Raw genomic sequence first — 18,675 nt, forward strand, 5'->3', positions numbered from 1 at the left:
TCAGCTCCCGTTCTGCTGGAGGATCCGCCAGACCTTCTGCGGGGTGCAGGGCATCTCGACGTCCCGGACGCCGAGGTGGGACAGCGCGTCGACCACCGCGTTGACCACCGCCTGCGGTGCCGCGGTGGCGCCCGACTCGCCGAGTCCCTTGGCCCCGAGGGGGTTGAAGCTGGTCTTCGTGACCAGGTGGTCGGTCTCGTAGTGGGGGAGGTCGACGGCGCTGGGCACCGTGTAGTCGACGAGCGTCCCGGCCAGGGGCTGGCCGTCCGGCCCGTACGTGACCTCCTCGAGCAGCGCCTGGGCGATGCCCTGCGCGACGCCGCCGTGGATCTGCCCCTTGGCCATCAGCGGGTTGATCACCGTGCCGCAGTCGTCGACCGCGACGTAGCGGGCGACCCGGACCTTGCCGGTGTCGCGGTCGACCTCGACCACGCAGCAGTGCGCGCCCGACGGGTAGGACAGGTTCTGCGGCTCGTGGAAGGCCGTCTCGTCGAGGCCGAGGTCGAAGCCGTCGGGCAGCAGGTGCGGTTTGAACGCCCGCACCGCGACCTCGCCCATGCCCACGGACCGGTCGGTGCCGCGCACCCGGAAGGCGCCGTCGACCAGTTCGACGTCGCCCTGGTCGGCCTCCAGCATGTGCGCGGCGATCCGCGCCGCCTTGTCCCGGACCTTGATCGCGGCCTTCATCACCGCCGAGCCGCCGACGGGCACGCCGCGGCTGCCCATCGTGCCGATGCCCTCCTGCACGGTGGCCGTGTCGCCGTGGATCAGGGTGATCCGGTCGAAGTCGATCTGCAGCTCGTCGGCGACGATCTGGGCGAACGCGGTCTGGTGGCCCTGCCCGTGCGGGCTGGTGCCGACCTTGATCACCGCGGACCCGTCGACGTTGAGCCGGATGTTGGCCGACTCCCAGCCGCCGACGTAGCCGAACTGCTCGAACAGCGGGGTGGGGCCGAAGCCGCCCATCTCGACGAACGTGGAGAACCCGATCCCGAGCAGCGGGGCCGACGGGTCGTCCCGCCGGGTGGCCTGCTCCTTGCGCAGCAGCGGGTAGTCGACGTGCTCGAGGAGCTTGTCGAGCGCGCCCGGGAAGTCCGCCTCGTCGTAGACGATGCCCTCGAACTGGGTGGCGAACGGCATTTCGCCGGGCTGGACGAAGTTGCGCCGCCGCACCTCCAGCGGGTCCAGCCCGAGCTCGGCGGCGACGTGGTCGACCACCCGCTCGATCATGAACGACGCCTCGGGGCGGCCGGCCCCGCGGTAGGAGCCGACCGGGGTGGTGTTGGTGACGACCGACCGGAAGCTCGGCGCGATGACCGGGATCTTGTAGCAGCCGCCGGACATGAACGAGGTCAGCGTGGGCAGCCCGATGCCGGTCGCGTCGGGCCAGCCGCCGCAGTCCTGGGTGATCCGCACGCGGAGGGCGAGCAGCCGGCCGTCGTCGTCGAACCCGACCTCGACGTCGTGCTCCTGGGCCCGCCCGTGGACCATCGAGGTCAGGTTCTCGCTGCGGGTCTCGACGAACTTGACCGGGCGGCGCAGCCGCCGGGACAGCTCCGCGGTCAGGATGAACTCGGGGTAGCACGAGGCCTTCGCGCCGAAGCCGCCGCCGACGTCGGGCGCCACGACCCGGACCTCCTGCTGGGGGAGCCCGAACATCTGCGCCATCTCGTTGCGCATGTGGTGCGGGGTCTGCGTGGTGGCGTAGATCGTGAGCCCGGAGTTCTGCCAGTCCGACAGGCAGACGGTCGGCTCCATCGGCACCGCGGCGCAGCGCTGGTTCCTCAGGTGGATCGCCAGGCGGTGCGGGGCGGCGGCGAGCTCCTCCTCGGCGTCCGTGGCCGAGAGCACCTGCTCCAGCACGACGTTGGAGGCGGTGCCCTCGATGATCGGCACGGCGTCCTCGGCGGTCGCGGCCGCGATCGAGGCCATCACCGGCAGCTCCTCGTACTCGACGAGCACCGCCTCGGCGGCGTCGGCGGCGAGGTAGCGGTCGGTGGCGACGACGACGGCCACGCACTCGCCGACGAAGTGCACCCGGTCCTTCGCGAGGCAGGGCCGCTCCATCCCGGGCACCGAACGGTTGGGCGGCAGACCCTCGAGATCGGCGTTCGTCCAGACGCCGAGGACGCCCGGCACGGCAGCGGCCTCGGCGGTGTCGACGGACAGGATGCGCGCGTGCGCGAGGTAGGACCGCACGTACGCCATGTGCACCGTGCCGGGCAGGCGCACGTCGTCGACATACGTACCGCGCCCGGTGAGCAGGGCCGGGTCCTCCTTGCGGACCACCGCCGCGCCGACCATCGAGCCCATGATCCGGACCTCCTCGTCCCGTGCCTACCGGCCGTGCGGTGGGTGAGGCGAGGGCGTGTGCCCCCGGTCACGACCGGCCGACGCTAGGAACCTAACGTCGAGTGCCCGGCCGTCGCAAGGGGATCAGCACGCGGCGCACCCGTCGGCAGGGGGAGCAGCACACCGGTGACGAGCCGCGCGGCGGCGGAGGGAAGGTGGGCTGCGGCGTCCGCGATGTCCACGGGTCCACCGACCCGCACTGCTGCCCCTCCGTCGTCGTCAGGTTGCTCACGCCGCCTGGCTCGCCGAGGTACAGGCAGACGTCCCGAGGTGCGGCAGCACCTGAGGAAGGGAAGGCGGCCTCAGCCTCGTTCGCAGTACAGCGCCGGCACGTCGGCGACGGCGGCCCGGTCCTGGGCGTTCACGCGGCCCTCACCTGCCCTCCCGGAGTCGCGGCAGGACCTCCTTGCCGAAGGTCGCCAGCCGCTCCCGCTGCACCGGGAGCGGCTCCGGGAACAGCAGGCGCAGGACGAGATGGACCTCCGGCCAGGCCCGCAGCGTCGCGAGCACCCCGCGCAGCCCGGCGACCACCTCGTCGACGTTCCCCTTGACCTGGACGTACGCGTCGACGTCGGCGCCGACGGCGACCGGGCGCGAGTACACCGTGCGGCCCGCCTGGATCGCCTCGTACGCCTGCTGCTGCACGCCGAAGGCGGCGCGGGCCGAGCCGGCGCCGCCCCCGGGGGCGTCGAGCACGCAGGTGACGTTGACCGCGCGGGTGAACCCGGCGCGCGGGGCCCCGAGCCGTGCCGAGGCGGCCTCCACGATCCCGGGCTCGCCCCGGCCGACGAGGTGCCCGTCGGCGATCCGCCCCGCGCGGCCGACCGCCGCGGCCGCGTACCCGCCGAGCCAGATCGGGATCCGCCCGCCCGGCGTGGGGGTGACCCGGACGTCGTCGAGCCCGAGGTCGGGGCAGGAGAAGGACGTGCCGGTCCAGGCCGTGCGCAGGGCGCCGACCAGAGCCTCCAGCCGGGCGCCCCGCGTCCGCGGGTCCACCCCGAAGGCCCGGTACTCGTGCTCGGCGTAGCCCAGACCCAGGCCGAGGACGAGCCGCCCGCCGCTGAGCAGGTCGACCACGGCGGCGTCCTCGGCGAGCCGGAGCGGATGGTGCAGCGGGGCCAGCACGACGCCGGTGCCGAGCGTGATCCGGCTCGTCACGGGGGCCAGGGCCGCCAGCACGGTGAGCGGGGAGGGGAGGTAGCCGCCGGGGAGGCCGTGGTGCTCGGTCACCCAGAACGAGTCGAAGCCGGCCGCCTCGGCCGCCGCCGCGAGCTCGGCGACGTCGCGGTAGCTCTGTCTGTTGTCGGCGCCCTGGCCGGTCCACAGCCCGACGCCGACCTGCAGGCTCATCCGAGGACGTCTCCGAGCCGAGCCCGCCAGACCTGCAGGTCGACGTAGTCGCGGAAGGCGGTGATCAGGCCGGTGACCGGGTCGACCTCGACCACGCCGTTGCACTCGACGGCGTACTCGCGCCCGTCGATCCGGAACCGGTCGACCCGTTCCAGCCACGCCCGGTCCTCGGTGAAGCTCGCCGTCACGATCTCCCACTCCACGTACTCGGAGCGGTCGAGGATCGGTGCGAGCAGCCCGCGCACGCCTTCCGGCCCGTGGACCGGCGGGTGGGGCATGTTCGCGTAGGTGGCGTCGGGGGCGAAGCACGCCGCGGCGGGCCCGGCGTGCTTCGNCGACCGCGGCCAGGAACCGTTCGACCGCCGCCCGCGCGCCCGTGCCGCTCATCCCTCGAAGACCACCGGGTACGACGCGAAGTGGTCCCGCGCGGAGTGCGGGTCCCGCTTCGGCGCGGCGTCCGGATCCGGGCGGCCCCCCGCGGTGAGCAGCGCCTCGAGCATCAGGGTGACGGTGCCGAGCACCCGCTCGGACTCGCTCACCGGGTGCCCCTCCGGGGCGGGCACCCCGCCCGCCAGCTCGGTGCCGATGCAGGCGTGCATGCCGCCCCCGAACGCGTGCCCCCACCGCGGGACGTCCGCCGGGACCTCGCGCAGCGGGTCGTAGACGTCCGGGCGCTCGAACACGGCGGGGTCGCGGTTGGCGGCGGCGATGTCGAGGACGACGAACGCGCCCTCGGGGATCTCCCGGCCGCCGCGCAGCGAGATCGGGGCCAGCGCGCGGCGCTGCGCGACCGGGCTCGCGGGGTGCAGCCGCAGGGTCTCGTAGACGCAGCGCTGCAACAGCGCCGGGTCCTGCCGCGCCTTGTCGGCGGCGTCGGGCTCGCAGCGGGCCCAGGCGAAGAAGTCGTCCGCGGCGTGGGTGAAGGCGTCGGCCGTGGAGTGCGAGCCCGCCTGCAGGTAGAAAGCGCACTCGCGGCGGAGGACGTCCCGGTCGATCCCCAGCTCGTCCCCGTTGCGCAGCAGCGCGGTGAGCACGTCCCGCGGCAGGTCGTCCTCGGTGATCTCGCCGGCGGCGAAGCGGGCGAGCAGGGCCTCGCGGCGCTCGATCGACGGCTGGAGGAAGATCGTGTCGAACTCCTCGAGCGCCGCGGCGACCTCGGCCCGCACCTGCTCGGGGTCGCGGGTGGTGTGGACGATCGTGGCGCCCTCGGAGAACTTCTTCGCGAAGCGGTAGAGCGCGTCGACCGCCCTGTTCGCCTCGGCGGCGCTGCCGGTCGGCTTGTCGAGGCCGGCCACCATCGCGGTGAGGTTCATGATCGTGCGGTAGCCGAGCTCCAGCAGGTCCGCCCGGCCCGCGGCGGCGAAGGGGGCGAGGGTGTCCCGGACGACGTCGCGCAGGAACGCCTTCTCCCAGTAGCGGAAGGTGCCGCGGCGGAAGAGCCGGTTCTCCACCCGGCGCCGCGTGCGGTGGGCGGCGCCGTGCAGCACGAGCAGGCTGTCCGCCATGACCACGCCGCCCGCGTCGTACAGGGCCTGCTCCAGGTCGTGCTGGCGGTAGGCCTCGCGCACCTCGGCGTAGCCGTCGAGGGTGATCGTCTGCATCGGCGTCCCCGGTTCACCTCGGCGTGATAGTCCTAACGACGCTAGCATCGGACGCGATCGAGGGGGAGCCCACGGAGACCGGTCCGCCGGCGACAGAGGGGATCGCCGAGCTGTGGCGACCTCCGGTGCCGGCCGGCCAACTCGGCGTCGTTAGGGCCTTGACGCCGCCCGGAGCGCACGACAGGGTCGGACCGTCCCCGGGATCCCGAGAAAGGCGGCATCGTGACCGGACCCGTACCCACCGAGGCGGACGTCGTGGTGCTCGGCACCGGGCTCGCCGCGCCCCGCAGCACCGCCGTCGAGGGGGGACCGTGACCACGACCGCCCAGGACGCCACACCGATCGTCCTCAGGACGTTCGCCGACGCCCACGACGCCTACCGGAGCAAGGACCTCCGCCAGGCGCTGTACGACGCGGGCGAGGTCGTCATGTCCGGCGTGCTCGTGAACCTGCACGGCCAGGAACACCGCAACCGGCGCCGGGTCGAGAACCGGATGTTCCGGCGAGAGGTGTTCGAGCGCTACGAGCGCGAGCTGTTCCCGCAGGTCACCGAGGAGACCCTGGGCCGTTACCTGGCGGCGGGCCGCGTCGACCTCGTCCATCTCGGGCACGAGCTCATGCTCAACCTCGCCGCGCTCACCGCCGGCATCGACCGGCCGCTGGGCACCACCGAGGAGACCGCCCGGCTCTACGACTACAACGCCCGCTTCATCGAGGGCGCCACGATGGTCCACGCCACCGGCGACCGGGAGGCGCTGCGCGCCGCCGTCGCGCAGGCCCTCGAGGACTGGGACGCCGAGTTCCTCGCCCCCTCGGCGGAGCGCCGGCGCGCCCTGCTGGCCCGGGAGGCCGCGGGGGAGGAGGTCGACGTCCCGCGCGACGTCCTGACCACCCTCCTCCGGCACGCCGACGAGCTCGACCTGCCGTGGGAGGTCATCCGCCGCGAGGTCGCGTTCTTCCTGCTCGCGGGTGCCCACACCAGCGCGACGGCCTTCGTGCGGACCGTCGACCACCTCCTCGGCTGGCTCGAGGAGCACCCCGAGGACGCGGAGGCGGCCTGCGGGGACGCGCTGTTCGTGCAGCGCGCCGTGCACGAGACCGTGCGGCTGAACCCGTCCAGTCCCACCGGCATGCGCCGCGCGCTCGCGCCGGTGCGGCTGCGCTCCGGCGTCGAGATCCCCGAGGGGGCCACCGTCGTCATCGACCTGCAGGCCCTCAACCGGGACCCGGAGCTCTTCGGCCCCGACGCCGCCGAGTTCCGCCCGCACCGCGTCCCGCCGCCCGGGGTGGCGCCGTTCGGGCTGAGCTTCGCCGCGGGCATGCACGTCTGCATCGGGCAGGACCTGGCCGCGGGCGTCGTGGCGCGCCCGGGCACGGACCCGGACGAGCACTTGTCCGGCCTGGTCACCGGCGCGGTGCAGCGGATGTTCCGGGCCGGGGTGCGCCGCGACCCCGACCACCCGCCGCAGCGCGACACCGCGACCGCACGCCCGTACTGGGCCACCTATCCCGTCCTGTTGGGGGAGGGCACATGAGCTACCGGATCGACGTCGACCGCGAGGTCTGCATCAGCTCGGGGAAGTGCGTCGCCGACGCTCCCGACCTCTTCCGCTTCGACGACGAGGAGATCGCCACACCGGTGACCGGCGCCCCCGAACCGGGCGACGAGCGCGCCCTCGACCTCGCCCGCGCCTGTCCGTCGGGCGCCCTGACGGTCCACGACGCGGACACCGGCGAGGAGATCGACATCTTCTGATCGACCTCTGGGAGGCTCGGCCGATGGATCTGGGCATCACGGGGAAACGGGCGGCGGTCGCCGCCGGGACGGCCGGGCTGGGCTACGCGAGCGCGGCCGCGCTGGTCGCGGAGGGCGTGCACGTCACGATCTGCGGCTCGGACGGCGACCGGGCCGAGGCCGCGGCGCGGGCGCTGGGCGGCGGCACCGAGTGGCTGGTCGCCGACCTCTCCGGGCCGGAGGGTGCGGAGGAGTTCGTCCGGCGTGCGGGCGAGCCGGACATCCTGGTCGTCAACGGCCCCGGGCCCGCGCCGGGCACGGCGCTGTCGGCCTCGCTGGCGGACTACCGGAACGGTGTGGACCGCAGCCTGCTCGCCGTGATCGCCATGTGCCAGGCCGCCGTGCGCGGTATGCGCGCGCGGGGGTGGGGCCGGATCGTCGCGATCACCTCGCTCGGGGTGCGGCAGCCCTACCCGAACCTGGCCCCGTCCAACGCCGCCCGGGCCGGGGCCACCGGCTTCCTGCGCACCCTGGCCCGCGAGATCGCGGCCGACGGCGTCACGGTCAACTCCGTCCTGCCCGGCCTGCACGAGACCGCCCGGGTGCGCAGCATCTACGGCGAGGGCGACTCTCCCGCGCTGGCCGAGGCCCTTGCCACCGTCCCGGCCGGACGGCTCGGGCGACCGGCCGAGCTCGGCGCCGTCGTCGCGTTCCTCTGCTCGGTCCACGCGGGCTACCTGACCGGGGCCGCGGTGCCGCTGGACGGCGGGGCGTACCAGGCGTTGCTCTGATCACCGGCGACCGGGCACGGACCCGTTGACGTACTAGTCGTCAGATATCTAACGTCGCACGGGCGGGTGTCCCCGCCACCGACGACGACGTCTTCCGGAGCCCCTGTGACCGCCACCGTCCCCGATCCCACCACCACCCGCGCCGTACGGCGGACCGTCCTCGGCGGCACCGTGGGCTCCTTCGTGGAGTTCTACGAGTTCTCCGCCTACGCGGTACTCGCCACCACCCTCGCCGCGGTGTTCTTCCCGGCGGCCGACCCGACGACGGGGCTGCTGTCCTCGCTCGCGGTGTTCGCCGTGGCCTTCTTCGCCCGCCCCCTCGGCGGGTTCGTGTGGGGCGCGCTCGGCGACCGGATCGGCCGCAAGCGGACGCTCGCCCTGACCGTCCTGCTGATGTCGGTCGCCACCACGCTGATGGGGGTGCTGCCCGGCTACGCGACCATCGGCGTCGCCGCGCCCGTGCTGCTCATCGTGCTGCGCTTCCTGCAGGGCGTCTCGGCCGGCGGCGAGATCTCCGGCGCGGTCTCGTTCATCGCCGAGCACTCGCCCCTGCACCGTCGCGGGCTCTACGTCGGGCTGATCTCGGTCGGCTCCGTCGTGGGCACCCTGTTGGGCAGCCTGTTCCCGGGGATCCTGCTGCTCACCCTCTCGGCGGAGCAGATGCAGGCCTGGGGCTGGCGGCTGCCGTTGCTGCTCGCCCTGCCGATGGGCGTCATCGGCCTCTACATCCGCCGCCGGCTCGACGAGACCCCGCACTTCCTGGCGCTGAAGGAGGACCGGGCGCGCGAGGCGAACCCGGTCGGCGCGGCGCTCTCCGGCCGGGAGAACGTCCGGCTGCTGGTGAAGTCGTTCCTGTTGATCGCGGTGAACGCGGCGTCCTTCTACATGATCGTCGGCTACCTGCCGACGTTCGCGACGAAGAGCCTGAAGCTGACCGGGTACGAGGCCTTCGCCCCCTCGCTCATCGCGCTCGCCGCGTGCCTGCTGGCCGAGGTGGTCGGTTCCTGGTGGTCGGACCGGGTCGGCCGACGCCCGGTGCTGCTGATCAGCGGGACCGGGCTGCTGGTGCTGTCCTACCCGGCGTTCCTGCTGATGACGTCCGGCTCGTTCGGGCTGATCTCCGTGGGCCTGGTGCTGTTCGGGCTGCTCGCGGGCGGCTACGCGGCCGTCACCAACTCGACGCTCACCGAGATGTTCCCGACCAGGGTGCGGGTCAGCGGGCACGGCATCACGTACAACCTGTCCGTGGCGTTGTTCGGCGGGTCCGCGCCGTACCTGCTGACCTGGCTGGGCGGGGTGACCGGCAGCAGCATGGTCGGCGCGGTCTACGTGATGATCCTGGCGGTGATCTCGCTGCCCGCGGTGTGGTTCACGAAGGAGACGGCCCGCCGTCCGTTGCGGACGGTCTAGAGCCGCAGCAGCCGGGCGGCGTTGCTCGCGAGGGTCTCCGCGAGCGCGCCGCCCGGGTGGTCCGCCCCGCCGGAGTCCCAGCCGGCGAAGTTCGTGCCGAAGACCAGCCGGTCGGCGCCGGCGTGGTCCACGAGCAGCTGCAGGGACTGCTCGTCGTGCACGTGGGTGTCGAACCAGATCCGTCTGTAGTAGTGCTCGAAACCGTTGCCGCGCAACGCTCGGCTCACCCACGCCCGCTTCGCGACGGCGCGCGAGAAGCGCCCGGAGAGGAACGCCGCGGCGCCTCCGCCGTGCGACAGGCAGACGTCCAGGCCGGGGTGGCGTTCCAGCACCCCGCCGAACACCAGCGCGGCCACGGCGAGCGTCTCGTCGTAGGCGAAGCCCAGCATCAGGTCCAGGTCGAAGCGGCGCAGCCGCGGATCGTCCGCGGGCCCGTCCGCGCCCAGCGGCGACGGGTGCACGAACAGCGGCACGTCGAGGTCCACGACCGCCTCGTACAGCGGGTCCAGCGCCGGGTCGTCGAGCGTGCGTCCCGCCGGGTCCGTGTCGATGTACACGCCGGCCATGCCCAGGTCCCGCACGGCCCGGCGGGCCTCGGCCACCGACGCCGCCACGTCCTGCACCGGGAGCTGCGCGGTGGCGAGCAGCCGGCCGGGGTGCTTGCCCACCAGCTCGGCCAGGGCGTCGTTGTGCCGGCGCGCGAATGCCGTCGCGTCCGCCGCGGGCAGAGTGTCGAAGTAGGTGATCGGGTTGGGGGACAGGACCTGCAGGTCGATCCCCGCGGCGTCCATGGCCGCCAGTCGGACGTCGACGTCCATGAACGGGCTGCCCGCGTACTTCACGCCGTGCAGGACGTAGTCCCCGACGCGGTAGAAGGGCGTGCCGTCCGGCGACGTGCCGAGCTCCGGCCCGGCCTCCCCGGCCGCGCCCTCCGCCATCGCGAGGACGGCGTGGGCGTGGACGTCGACGACCCGCGGGGACGGCTCAGACATGCGACATCCGCTCGATCTGCTCCTCGGTCAGGGCCAGCGAGCGGGTGAGCGGGCAGGCCGCGAGGAAGCGGACCTGGTCCGACGAGCGCGGCTTGTGCTCGGGGATCGGGGTCGAGAGGTCGATCCGCCTCCCGGCCTTGACCACCTCGACGATCTTCTCCTTGTCCTGCAGGATCCGCACGTCGGCGAGCGGGTCCCCGTCGATCACCAGGACGTCGGCGATCTTGCCGTGCTCGAGCGTCCCGACGTCGTCCATCCGCATGGCGAAGGCGCCGTTGCGGGTGGCGGCCACGATCGCCTCCATCGGCGTCATGCCCATGTACTCGGTGAACATCTCCAGCTCGCGGGCGTGCCACTCGCCGACCGGGGTCACCGCGAACCCGGTCTCCGAGCCGGTCAGGAAGGTGACGCCCGCGGCGTGCGCCTTCGTGAGCTGCGTGGCCGTCACCTCGATCTCGGCGCGGAACACGTCGAGCAGCTCGGGCGCGGTACCGACCTTCTCGCCGTAGTCGGCGAGGTTGCCGAGCAGGGTGAAGGTCGGGCACATGGCCGAGCCCGCCTCGATGACGGCCTCGATCGCCTCGTCGTCGAGGTAGGAGGCATGGTAGATGAGGTCGACGCCGGCCCGGGCCGCGTCCCGCGTGGAGTCGGAGTTGCGGCAGTGCGCCACGACCTTGGTGTTGAGCTCGTGCGCGGTGTCGCAGACGGTGCGCAGCTCGTCGAGGTTCCAGACCTTGACCTCGGGGCCCTTCATCGACGGGATGAGCCCGGTGACCATGATCTTGATCCAGTCGACGCCGTACTTGATCTGCCGACGGATCTCGTTGACCATCACGTCCCGGCCGGTGACGACCGTGGCGTAGCCGGTGCGGCCCTCGTCCTTGATCATCCGTCCGGCCGTGCCGCCCAGCATGGTCATCAGGGCCTGGCCGCCCGCGCGCATCCGCGGGCCCTCGACGATCCCGGCCTCGATCGCGTCGCGGAGCTCGCAGCCGATGTTCCACAGACAGTCCGCGTCGAGCACGCTGGTCACGCCGGCGCGCAGCACCTTGCGCGCGTTGTAGGCCGAGAGCATCGAGCTGTAGGCCTCGGTCCGGTGGTTGAACAGCTCGTCGTTGCCGGTGGGCTCGCCGAAGGTCAGGTGTGTGTGGGCGTCGATCAGGCCGGGCATCACCGTCTTGCCGGTCGCGTCGATCCGCTCGTCGACCCCGCTCGCCTCGGCGTCGGCCAGCGCCTGCGCGCCGAGGGCGGTGACCCGGCCGTCGCGGATCAGCACGGCCTCGCCGGGCCGGGCCGCCGCGCCCGTGCCGTCGACGAGCGTGCCGCCACTGATCAGGATGCTGCCGCCCACGGGGCCTCCCAGGAACGTCGTCGTGTCGGTGGGACACTCCGCACCATACGCCGTCAGAAGTATGACGACTACGCGTGCGCGGCTCTCCCGGGCCGTAATCATGGACGGGCGGGCCGGATGGGGGTTAGCGTCGTCAGTGAACCAACGCCGCACCGGGGCCGCGTGGGCCCGGTACGGACGTCCGACGAGGGGAAGTGTGCCGTGACGCGTGGATGGGCCGTGGTCACCGGGGCGGGCAACGGGATCGGCGCCGTCATCAGCCGGCACGCCGTCAAGGAGGGCTACCGGGTCGCGGCCTGGGACGTCGACGCCGCCGGACTCGAGGCGCTGGCCGCCGACCTCGGTCCGGCCTGCGTGCCGACCGTCGTCGACGTCGCGGACGAGGGGTCGGTCGCCGCGGCCGTCGCCGCGCTGCCGGAGGCGCCCTCGCTGCTGGTCAACAACGCCGGGATCGCCCGGTTCGGCCCGCTGCTCACGATCGCGGCCGCCGACTGGCGGGCGGCGGTCGACGTGAACCTGACCGGCACCTTCCTGGTCGGCCGGGCCGTGGCCGCCCGGATGATCGAGGCCGGCGGTGGCGCGATCGTGAACATGGCGTCGATCAACGGGATCGCCGCCGCGCCCAACGCCGGGGCCTACACGGCGTCGAAGGCCGGGATCGTGAAGCTCACCGAGCACATGGCGCTGGAGTGGTCCGGCCACGGGGTCCGGGTCAACTGCGTGGCGCCCGGCCTGATCAACGCCGGGATGTCCGACGCGATCTACGCCGACGAGGAGGTCCGCAGGCTGCGCCAGGCGCGGGTGCCCCAGGGCCGGCTCGGCACGGCCGAGGACGTCGCCGACGCGGTGCTGTTCCTCGGCTCGCCCAAGGCGGGCTACATCTCGGGACAGACGCTCGCCGTCGACGGCGGGATCACCAAGACGGCTCTCGCGTCGATGCCGCGGCCGAAGTCGGTGGACTCGGTGGGCGTCGACGAGGGCGCCGCGGCCCGCGAGGGCGGCTGAGCAGCGGACATGGTCGCGGGGTCGTCCCGGGCCGCACGGTCCGGATGGGACGATGGCCACATGTCCCAGCAGAGCGTGATCGAGGAGCTGCAGCGCCTCGGGATGTCCGGCTACGAGGCGAAGGCCTATGTCGCGCTGGTCGCGGCGGGGACCCCGCTGAACGGCTACGAGGTCGCGAAGCGCTCCGGTGTCCCGCGCTCGACGGTGTACGAGACGCTCGCCAAGCTCGTCGGGCGGGGGGCGGCCTACGAGGTGCGGGCGGGGGAGGCGAGCGTCGGGTACATCTCGCTTCCGCCCTCCGCGCTGCTGGACCGGATGCGCCGCGAGTTCGACCAGTCGATCGACGCGCTGAGCGCGGCGCTGCCACAGGTCGCGGCCCCGTCACAGGTCCGGCTGGTGCACAACCTGTCCGACCGGGAGTCGCTGCTCGCGCGCGCCGAGGACGTCGTCGCGGCGGCCCGCACCGACCTTTTCCTGTCCGGGTGGCCGGCGGAGATCGCGCCGCTGAAGAGCACGGTGCGCCGGGCCGACGCGGAGGGCGTCGAGGTCACCGTGGTGACCTTCGGGGAGGACCCCGAGCCCGTCGGGTCCACCTACCCGCACCGGTTCTCCTCGCCCGACGTGGTGCTGGAGAACCTCGGCTGCCGGCTGCTGGTGGTGGCCGCGGACCGCGAGCAGGCGGTGATCGGCGGGGTCGTGAACGGCGACGCCTGGGGCGTCTACACGGACGACCCGGCCGTGGTGCTCGTGGCCGTCGAGTACGTGCGGCACGACATCGCCATGCACCTCATCGCGGAGAAGTTCGCGCCGGAGGACTTCGAAGCCTTCTGGACCTCCGATCCGGCGCTGCGCAAGCTGCGGGCCGACCACGGGATCCCGGCGGCGCTGCTGGCGCGCGGTCCGGGGGGCGCCTCCGCCCCGCCGCGCCGCGGACGGCGCGCCTAGCCGGTCAGGGCGTCACCAGGACCTTCACGACGTCCTCCGGGTGCGCGATCGCGTGGTCGAAGGCCCCGGCCACGTCCGCGAGCGGGACCTCCCGGCTGACGAACCGGGCCGTGGCGGCCCGGCGCGCCGTCACCACGTCGAGGGCCTCGGGGAAGAGCCCGGCCCGCGCGCCCACGACCGTCACGCCCTCGAACAGCAGCCGCGGCACCGGCACGACGAGATCGTGCGCGGCGACCCCCACGACCACGAGCCGCCCGCCGGGTCCGGTCGCGGCCAGCGCCGCCTCGAGACCCGGGCGGGTCCCGGACGCCTCGAACGCCACGTCCGCGCCCTCGCCGCGGGTCCAGTCCGCGACCGCCTCCGGGTCCGGCGCGGTGACCCGGTCGGCCCCCAGCTCCGCGGCGAGCGCGCGCCGGGCCGCCACGGGGTCGCTGACCAGCACCGCGTGTCCGCGGGCCGCGGCGGTCACCGTGATCGCCAGCCCGATGGGGCCCCCGCCGACGACCGCGAGCCGGTCGCCACCGCGCAGCTCGGCCCGGGCCAGCGCCATGGCCGCGATGGAGAACGGCTCGACCAGGGCCGCCTCGACGGCGGTCAGGCCGTCGGCGGCGTGGAGCTGCTCGACGGGGACGACGATCCGGTCGGCCAGCCCGCCCGGCAGGGCCACCCCGAGCGCGCGGAAGGCCGTGCAGGCCGGCCAGGCGCCGCGGGTGCAGGGGCGGCAGCGCCCGCAGGGGATCGCGGGGTCGACCGCGACCGTCTGCCCGACCTGCAGCGGGCCGTCGTAGCCGTGGGGGAGCTCGACGAGGGTGCCACCCACCTCGTGGCCCTGGCGGAGCGGGAAGCCGGTGTCGTGCCGCTCGCCGAGGAACATGTGCAGGTCCGTGCCGCACAGCCCCACCGCCCCCACCACGACGACGGCGTCGCCCGGTCCCGGATCGGGATCCGGCACCTGCTCGATCGCGATCGTGCCCGGTGCGGTGGTCACGGCGGCGCGCATCCGGTTGGCCTCCTCGGGTCGGTGGGCACGTCGTGGGATCCCGGGTGGCAGCGCTATGCGTTCGTGACGCCCAGGCTCAGTCCGCCGTCGATGGTGAGCACCGCGCCGGTGGCCCATTCCGCGCTCAGCAGGTACTCGACCGCTTCGGCGACCTCGTCGGTGGTGCCGGGCCGGCCCAGGGCGTGGGCGGGGCCGAGGGACTCCATGCGTTCGGCTGCCTGGGCGTCGTCGAACAGCCCGGCCCGCTGGTTGATCTCGGTGAGCACGCCGCCCGGGCGCACGCAGCCGACGCGCACGCCCTGCGGACCCAGCTCGGCGGCGAGCACGCCGGTCAGGGTCTCCAGGGCGCCCTTGGTTGCGGCATAGGGGGAGGCGCCGGGGAAGGCGCGCTGGGTGTGCACGGACCCGAAGAACACGACCGCGCCCCGGGCCTCCCGCAGGTGCGGCAGGGCGAGGCCGGTGAGCAGCATCGGGCCGATCGTGTTCGAGGCGAAGACGGCGTGCAGGTCCTCCTCGGTCAGCTCCTCGAGCGCGCCGCGGTACATGTTGCCGGCGCCGTGGACCACCGCGTCGAGACCGCCGCCGTGCGCCACCGCCGCCGCCACCATCGCCTCCCGGTCCGCCGCCACGGTGACGTCCCCGACGACCCCGTGCGCACCGGCGGCGGCTGCCACCGCCTCGACCTTGCCCGCCCGGCGCCCGGAGAGCGTGACCCGGGCCCCGGCCTTCGCCAACCGGTGCACCACGGCCTCACCGATACCGGAGCCACCCCCGGTGACCAGCACCGACATGCCGTCGATCGGACGTCCCACCTCAACTCCCTCCGGTGACGACCGCAGACGCGGCCTTGCGCAGCAGCACTGCGCGGTCGAGCGGTGCGTGTTCGGCCGCGAGGGCGTCGGACTGCACCTCGACGGCGAGCGGGACGGCCGCCGGCAGGGCGACGAGGAAGCCCGCCAGGTCCAGCGTCCCCTCGCCCGGGGGCACCCGCTCGTGCCGTGCCTCGTGCGCCAACGACTCCGGGTCGCCGGGCTGAGAGGCCGATCCGACGTCGGTCAGCTGCGCGTAGCCGACGAGCTCCTCCGGCCACGCCGCATCGAGGGGCTCGCGCATGCGGTGCAGGTGCAGCGCGTCGGGAAGCACGACGGTGCCCGGCACGGCGCGGGCGATCCGCTCGGCCGCGGCGCGGGAACGGACGGCGGTGAAGGCCATCGGCTCGAGGGCGATGCGGGTGACGGAGCCGGCCAGGACCTCGGCGAGGTCGCCCAGCGACGCGGTCGTCCGGGCCTCGTCGGGATCCTCCGAGACGGTCAGCAGGAAGGCCGCGTCGAGGACGGCGGCGGTGTCGGCGAGTCGGCGGTGCGCGTCCGTGACGCCGGCGGGCCCGAGCCGCACGACCTCGACGTCGAGCAGCCGGACGCCGGTCCGCCGCACTGCGTCGGCGACCGCGGGTGCCTGCGCGCGCGGATCGGCGAGCCGCACGCCGGCCAGTGGGAACCCGGCCTCGGCGGCGCAGCGGATCACGCCGTCGGGGGTGAGCTCGAGGACGCTGCCCGCGGAGAGGGACAGCTCGGTCCGGTCAGCCACGGGTCGTCCAGCGGAGGGCGCGGCGCACGATCTCCCGGTGCGCGGGGACCTCGTACGAGGGCGGATGGTGGCCGAGGGCGTCGTAGACCACCCGGCCGCCGCCGTGCTCGCGGGCCCACAGCAGCGGCCGCGGGGGCCCGTCCGTGCCCGGGGTGGCGGCGTGGAGCAGGCCGGTGACCTCGCGGGTGCGCAGGTCGCCGTACACCTCGTCGACGATCGTGAAGTCGTCGACGCCGTCGACGAGCGGGTGCGCGGACCCCACGGTGACCGCGACCTCGGGACCGAGCGGCGGGTGGTGCGAGTGCCCCCACTCCCAGTGGCCGCCGAGCGCGTCGCCCCACTCCGGCCAGTCGTCGAAGCAGATGCTCGCGGTGTGCATCCCGAGCACGCCCCCGCCCCCGGCGAGGTGGGCGGCGAGGGCCTCGCGGGCCGCGGGGGAGGGGCTGGCGCCCTCCTCGGCCGCCCGCTCCCGGTACCGGTCCGGGGTGCCGGGTCCGGTCATGGACCATCGCAGGGCGTTGACGACGAGAAGCGCCGCGCCCGGCAGCGCCTCGAGGGACGAGTCGACGCCCGCCGTCCCGGTGTGGACGTCCACGTCGAAGCCGGCTTCGTCGAGCAGTGCCTCCAGACAGGCGGTGGTCGCGGGGAAGTCGTGGGTGAGGCCGCCGGACAGCACCACGGCGCGCATCGGCTACCTCCAGGACGCACGCGGCGAACGCGGCGTGAGTTGACTGACGACTACGGAGGAGCCTAGCCGCTGGGCGGCTGGTGCAACACCGAAGGACGCCGGAATGCCGATGTGCCTCGACGAGGCTGTCGGCCCGAAAGGTCTGCTCGGCGTGCGCCGCATCCCGCCGGGACTGCGATCAGATCGACATCGATCGGAGGGCGGGTACGGCGAGGACGGCCCGTGGGTCGCCCTCGCCGATGCCTCAGGCCAGGCCCTTGCTCGTGTCGTTGCGGGTGGCGTCGCCGAGCTGGGAGCCGCCGTCGACGTCGAGGATCGTGCCGGTCACGTAGGTGGCGGACGGGCTGGAGAGGAACACCGCGGCCTCGGCGACCTCCTCGATCTCGCCCCAGCGCTTCATCGGGATCCGCGCGTAGTGGGCCTCGCGGGTGCTCTCGTCGGGCGCGAGCCGGGCCATGCCCTCGGTGCCCGCGATCGGCCCGGGGGAGATGCCGTTGACGCGCACGTCCGGGCCCCATTCCATGGCGAGCACGCGGACGAGCTGGTTGATCCCGGCCTTCGCGGCGCACGCGTGCGCCTGCATGGGCATCGCGTTGACCGCCTGGCCCGCGGTGATCGCGATGAGCGAGGCGCCGGGGGTGCGGAGCAGGTCGTGGCAGCCGCGGAAGACGTTGAACGTGCCGTTGAGGTCGATGTCGACCACCGTGCGGAAGGCGTTGGCGGACATCTGCGCCGCCGGGGCGAGGAAGTTGCCGGCCGCGCCGGACACCACGACGTCGAGCGGCCCGAGCTCGGCCGCGACCTGCTCCATCGCGCCGCGGATCGCCTCGTAGTCGCGCACGTCCGCCGAGAGGCCCAGCGCACCGGGGCCGATCGAGTCCGCCGCGGTCTTCGCCTTCTCCGGGTTCCGCCCGGCCACGGCCACCCGCGCCCCGAGCCGGGCGAACCTGCGGGCGATACCGAGGTTGATGCCGCTCGTGCCGCCTGCCACGAAGACCGTGCGATCCGCCATCAGGCCGTCGTCGAACGCACTCATCGTCCTGTCCTCTCCGTCGAGTCCCCCTGACATCATGGAGTGCTGAACGCGCGTTCAGTTCGGGTTCGACGGTGATCTCCGACACCGAGGACGCGCAGGGCGACGGCCTGCCGGACGCGATTTCCTAGGCGTCCCCGTAGACGGGGATCCGGGCCCCGCTGATCGGCGCGGCGTCCGGGCCGGCGAGGAAGGCGATCACCCGCGCGATCGCTCCCGGGCTGACGGCCCGGGCGGCGAGATCCGGTGACATCCAGGTGCGGTTGGCCGGGGTGTCGATCACCGACGGGAGCACGGCGTTGACCCGGATCCGCCGGGGACGGAGCTCCTCGGCCAGCAGCTCGGTCATCCGCACCACGGCCGCCTTGCTCGTGCCGTGCGCGACCGGGGCGGCGCCGCTCACGGCCGTCTTGGAGCCGACCGTGACGATGGCGCCTCCTCCGGCCTCGGCGAAGCGGGCGGCCGCTTCGCGGGCGCACCACAGCAGCGATGCGACGTTGGACTGCCACATCGCGTCCCAGACGTCCTCGGTGAGCTCGGCGAGCGAGCCGGGGCGGAAGGCGCCGGCCAGTGCCACGAGCACGTCGGGGGTGCCGATCGAGTCGATCGTCTTCCAGGCCGCGGCCACGTCGTCGGCCCGGGACAGGTGAGCCGCCACCGGGTGGACCCCGTCGAGACGGCCGATCTCCTCGAGGGGATCGCCGGGCCGGTCGAGGGCCGCGACCTCGCACCCGTCCTCGAGGAACTCCGCGACGACCGCTCGACCGAGGGCGCCGGCGGCCCCGGTCACGACGACGAGCCGACTCGTCGTGCTTCCCATACTCATCCCTCCCGC

Annotated in this window: 18 protein-coding genes; 6 read left to right on the forward strand and 12 right to left on the reverse strand. The window is 73.9% G+C overall.

From position 1 onward, the window contains the following. The 4 genes from ACFQH9_RS27525 to ACFQH9_RS27540 all read right to left on the reverse strand — a co-directional run bounded on the left by ACFQH9_RS27525 (position 1) and on the right by ACFQH9_RS27540 (position 5,303). The gene (locus ACFQH9_RS27525) at positions 1–2,313 is read right to left on the reverse strand and encodes a xanthine dehydrogenase family protein molybdopterin-binding subunit (protein ID WP_379570530.1); all 2,313 of its coding nucleotides are present in this window, start codon (positions 2,311–2,313) and stop codon (positions 1–3) included. Between the two features lie 411 nt (positions 2,314–2,724). Beyond that, the gene (locus ACFQH9_RS27530) at positions 2,725–3,702 is read right to left on the reverse strand and encodes an LLM class flavin-dependent oxidoreductase (protein WP_379570532.1); all 978 of its coding nucleotides are present in this window, start codon (positions 3,700–3,702) and stop codon (positions 2,725–2,727) included. Then, entirely contained in the window at positions 3,699–3,980 is a 282-nt protein-coding gene (locus ACFQH9_RS27535) for a nuclear transport factor 2 family protein (protein WP_379570534.1), read from the reverse strand. The genes ACFQH9_RS27530 and ACFQH9_RS27535 overlap by 4 nt, the downstream gene beginning before the upstream one ends. 105 nt (positions 3,981–4,085) lie before the next feature. Then, positions 4,086–5,303 (reverse strand): cytochrome P450, encoded by a 1,218-nt coding sequence (locus ACFQH9_RS27540; protein WP_379570536.1) that lies wholly within the window; start codon positions 5,301–5,303, stop codon positions 4,086–4,088. 311 nt (positions 5,304–5,614) lie between these two features. On the opposite strand from ACFQH9_RS27540, the gene ACFQH9_RS27545 reads away from it, so the two are divergent. The 4 genes from ACFQH9_RS27545 to ACFQH9_RS27560 all read left to right on the forward strand — a co-directional run bounded on the left by ACFQH9_RS27545 (position 5,615) and on the right by ACFQH9_RS27560 (position 9,239). Beyond that, entirely contained in the window at positions 5,615–6,838 is a 1,224-nt protein-coding gene (locus ACFQH9_RS27545; protein ID WP_379570538.1) for a cytochrome P450, read from the forward strand. After that, complete coding sequence (locus ACFQH9_RS27550; protein WP_379570540.1) at positions 6,835–7,059, forward strand: ferredoxin; 225 nt, start codon at positions 6,835–6,837, stop codon at positions 7,057–7,059. The genes ACFQH9_RS27545 and ACFQH9_RS27550 overlap by 4 nt, the downstream gene beginning before the upstream one ends. A gap of 23 nt (positions 7,060–7,082) precedes the next feature. After that, a complete protein-coding gene (locus ACFQH9_RS27555; protein ID WP_379570541.1) occupies positions 7,083–7,829 on the forward strand; it encodes an SDR family oxidoreductase in 747 nt (248 codons plus the stop codon). Positions 7,830–7,934: 105 nt separating this feature from the next. After that, positions 7,935–9,239 (forward strand): MFS transporter, encoded by a 1,305-nt coding sequence (locus ACFQH9_RS27560; RefSeq protein WP_379570543.1) that lies wholly within the window; start codon positions 7,935–7,937, stop codon positions 9,237–9,239. On the opposite strand, the gene ACFQH9_RS27565 is transcribed toward ACFQH9_RS27560, so the two are convergent. Continuing rightward, entirely contained in the window at positions 9,236–10,231 is a 996-nt protein-coding gene (locus ACFQH9_RS27565; protein ID WP_379570545.1) for an amidohydrolase family protein, read from the reverse strand. The genes ACFQH9_RS27560 and ACFQH9_RS27565 overlap by 4 nt on opposite strands. Then, a complete protein-coding gene (locus tag ACFQH9_RS27570) occupies positions 10,224–11,582 on the reverse strand; it encodes a metal-dependent hydrolase family protein (RefSeq protein ID WP_379570547.1) in 1,359 nt (452 codons plus the stop codon). The genes ACFQH9_RS27565 and ACFQH9_RS27570 overlap by 8 nt, the downstream gene beginning before the upstream one ends. 201 nt (positions 11,583–11,783) lie before the next feature. Here ACFQH9_RS27570 and ACFQH9_RS27575 point away from each other — a divergent pair, with 201 nt between their 5' ends. Next, positions 11,784–12,587, forward strand: a complete 804-nt coding sequence (locus ACFQH9_RS27575) for an SDR family NAD(P)-dependent oxidoreductase (RefSeq protein WP_379570549.1) — start codon at positions 11,784–11,786, stop codon at positions 12,585–12,587. Between the two features lie 60 nt (positions 12,588–12,647). Continuing rightward, positions 12,648–13,532, forward strand: a complete 885-nt coding sequence (locus ACFQH9_RS27580; protein WP_379570551.1) for a TrmB family transcriptional regulator — start codon at positions 12,648–12,650, stop codon at positions 13,530–13,532. A gap of 4 nt (positions 13,533–13,536) precedes the next feature. On the opposite strand, the gene ACFQH9_RS27585 is transcribed toward ACFQH9_RS27580, so the two are convergent. From ACFQH9_RS27585 to ACFQH9_RS27610, 6 genes are all read right to left on the reverse strand, one after another. Further along, positions 13,537–14,532 (reverse strand): zinc-dependent alcohol dehydrogenase, encoded by a 996-nt coding sequence (locus tag ACFQH9_RS27585; RefSeq protein ID WP_379570552.1) that lies wholly within the window; start codon positions 14,530–14,532, stop codon positions 13,537–13,539. A gap of 53 nt (positions 14,533–14,585) precedes the next feature. Beyond that, positions 14,586–15,344, reverse strand: coding sequence for an SDR family NAD(P)-dependent oxidoreductase (locus tag ACFQH9_RS27590; RefSeq protein WP_379570554.1), 759 nt, complete (start codon positions 15,342–15,344; stop codon positions 14,586–14,588). 1 nt (position 15,345) lies between these two features. After that, the gene (locus tag ACFQH9_RS27595) at positions 15,346–16,119 is read right to left on the reverse strand and encodes a sugar phosphate isomerase/epimerase family protein (RefSeq protein WP_379570556.1); all 774 of its coding nucleotides are present in this window, start codon (positions 16,117–16,119) and stop codon (positions 15,346–15,348) included. After that, positions 16,112–16,807, reverse strand: coding sequence for a ThuA domain-containing protein (locus tag ACFQH9_RS27600; RefSeq protein ID WP_379570558.1), 696 nt, complete (start codon positions 16,805–16,807; stop codon positions 16,112–16,114). The genes ACFQH9_RS27595 and ACFQH9_RS27600 overlap by 8 nt, the downstream gene beginning before the upstream one ends. Before the next feature lie 244 nt (positions 16,808–17,051). Beyond that, entirely contained in the window at positions 17,052–17,843 is a 792-nt protein-coding gene (locus ACFQH9_RS27605; protein ID WP_379570560.1) for an SDR family oxidoreductase, read from the reverse strand. 124 nt (positions 17,844–17,967) lie between these two features. Continuing rightward, positions 17,968–18,660 carry an SDR family NAD(P)-dependent oxidoreductase gene (locus ACFQH9_RS27610; RefSeq protein WP_379570561.1) on the reverse strand — a complete coding sequence of 231 codons (693 nt, stop codon included), beginning with the start codon at positions 18,658–18,660 and terminating at the stop codon, positions 17,968–17,970. Positions 18,661–18,675: the final 15 nt, after the last annotated feature.

The organism is Pseudonocardia lutea, from assembly GCF_042658055.1.
In the GTDB taxonomy this organism is placed as follows: Bacteria; Actinomycetota; Actinomycetes; order Mycobacteriales; family Pseudonocardiaceae; genus Pseudonocardia; species Pseudonocardia lutea.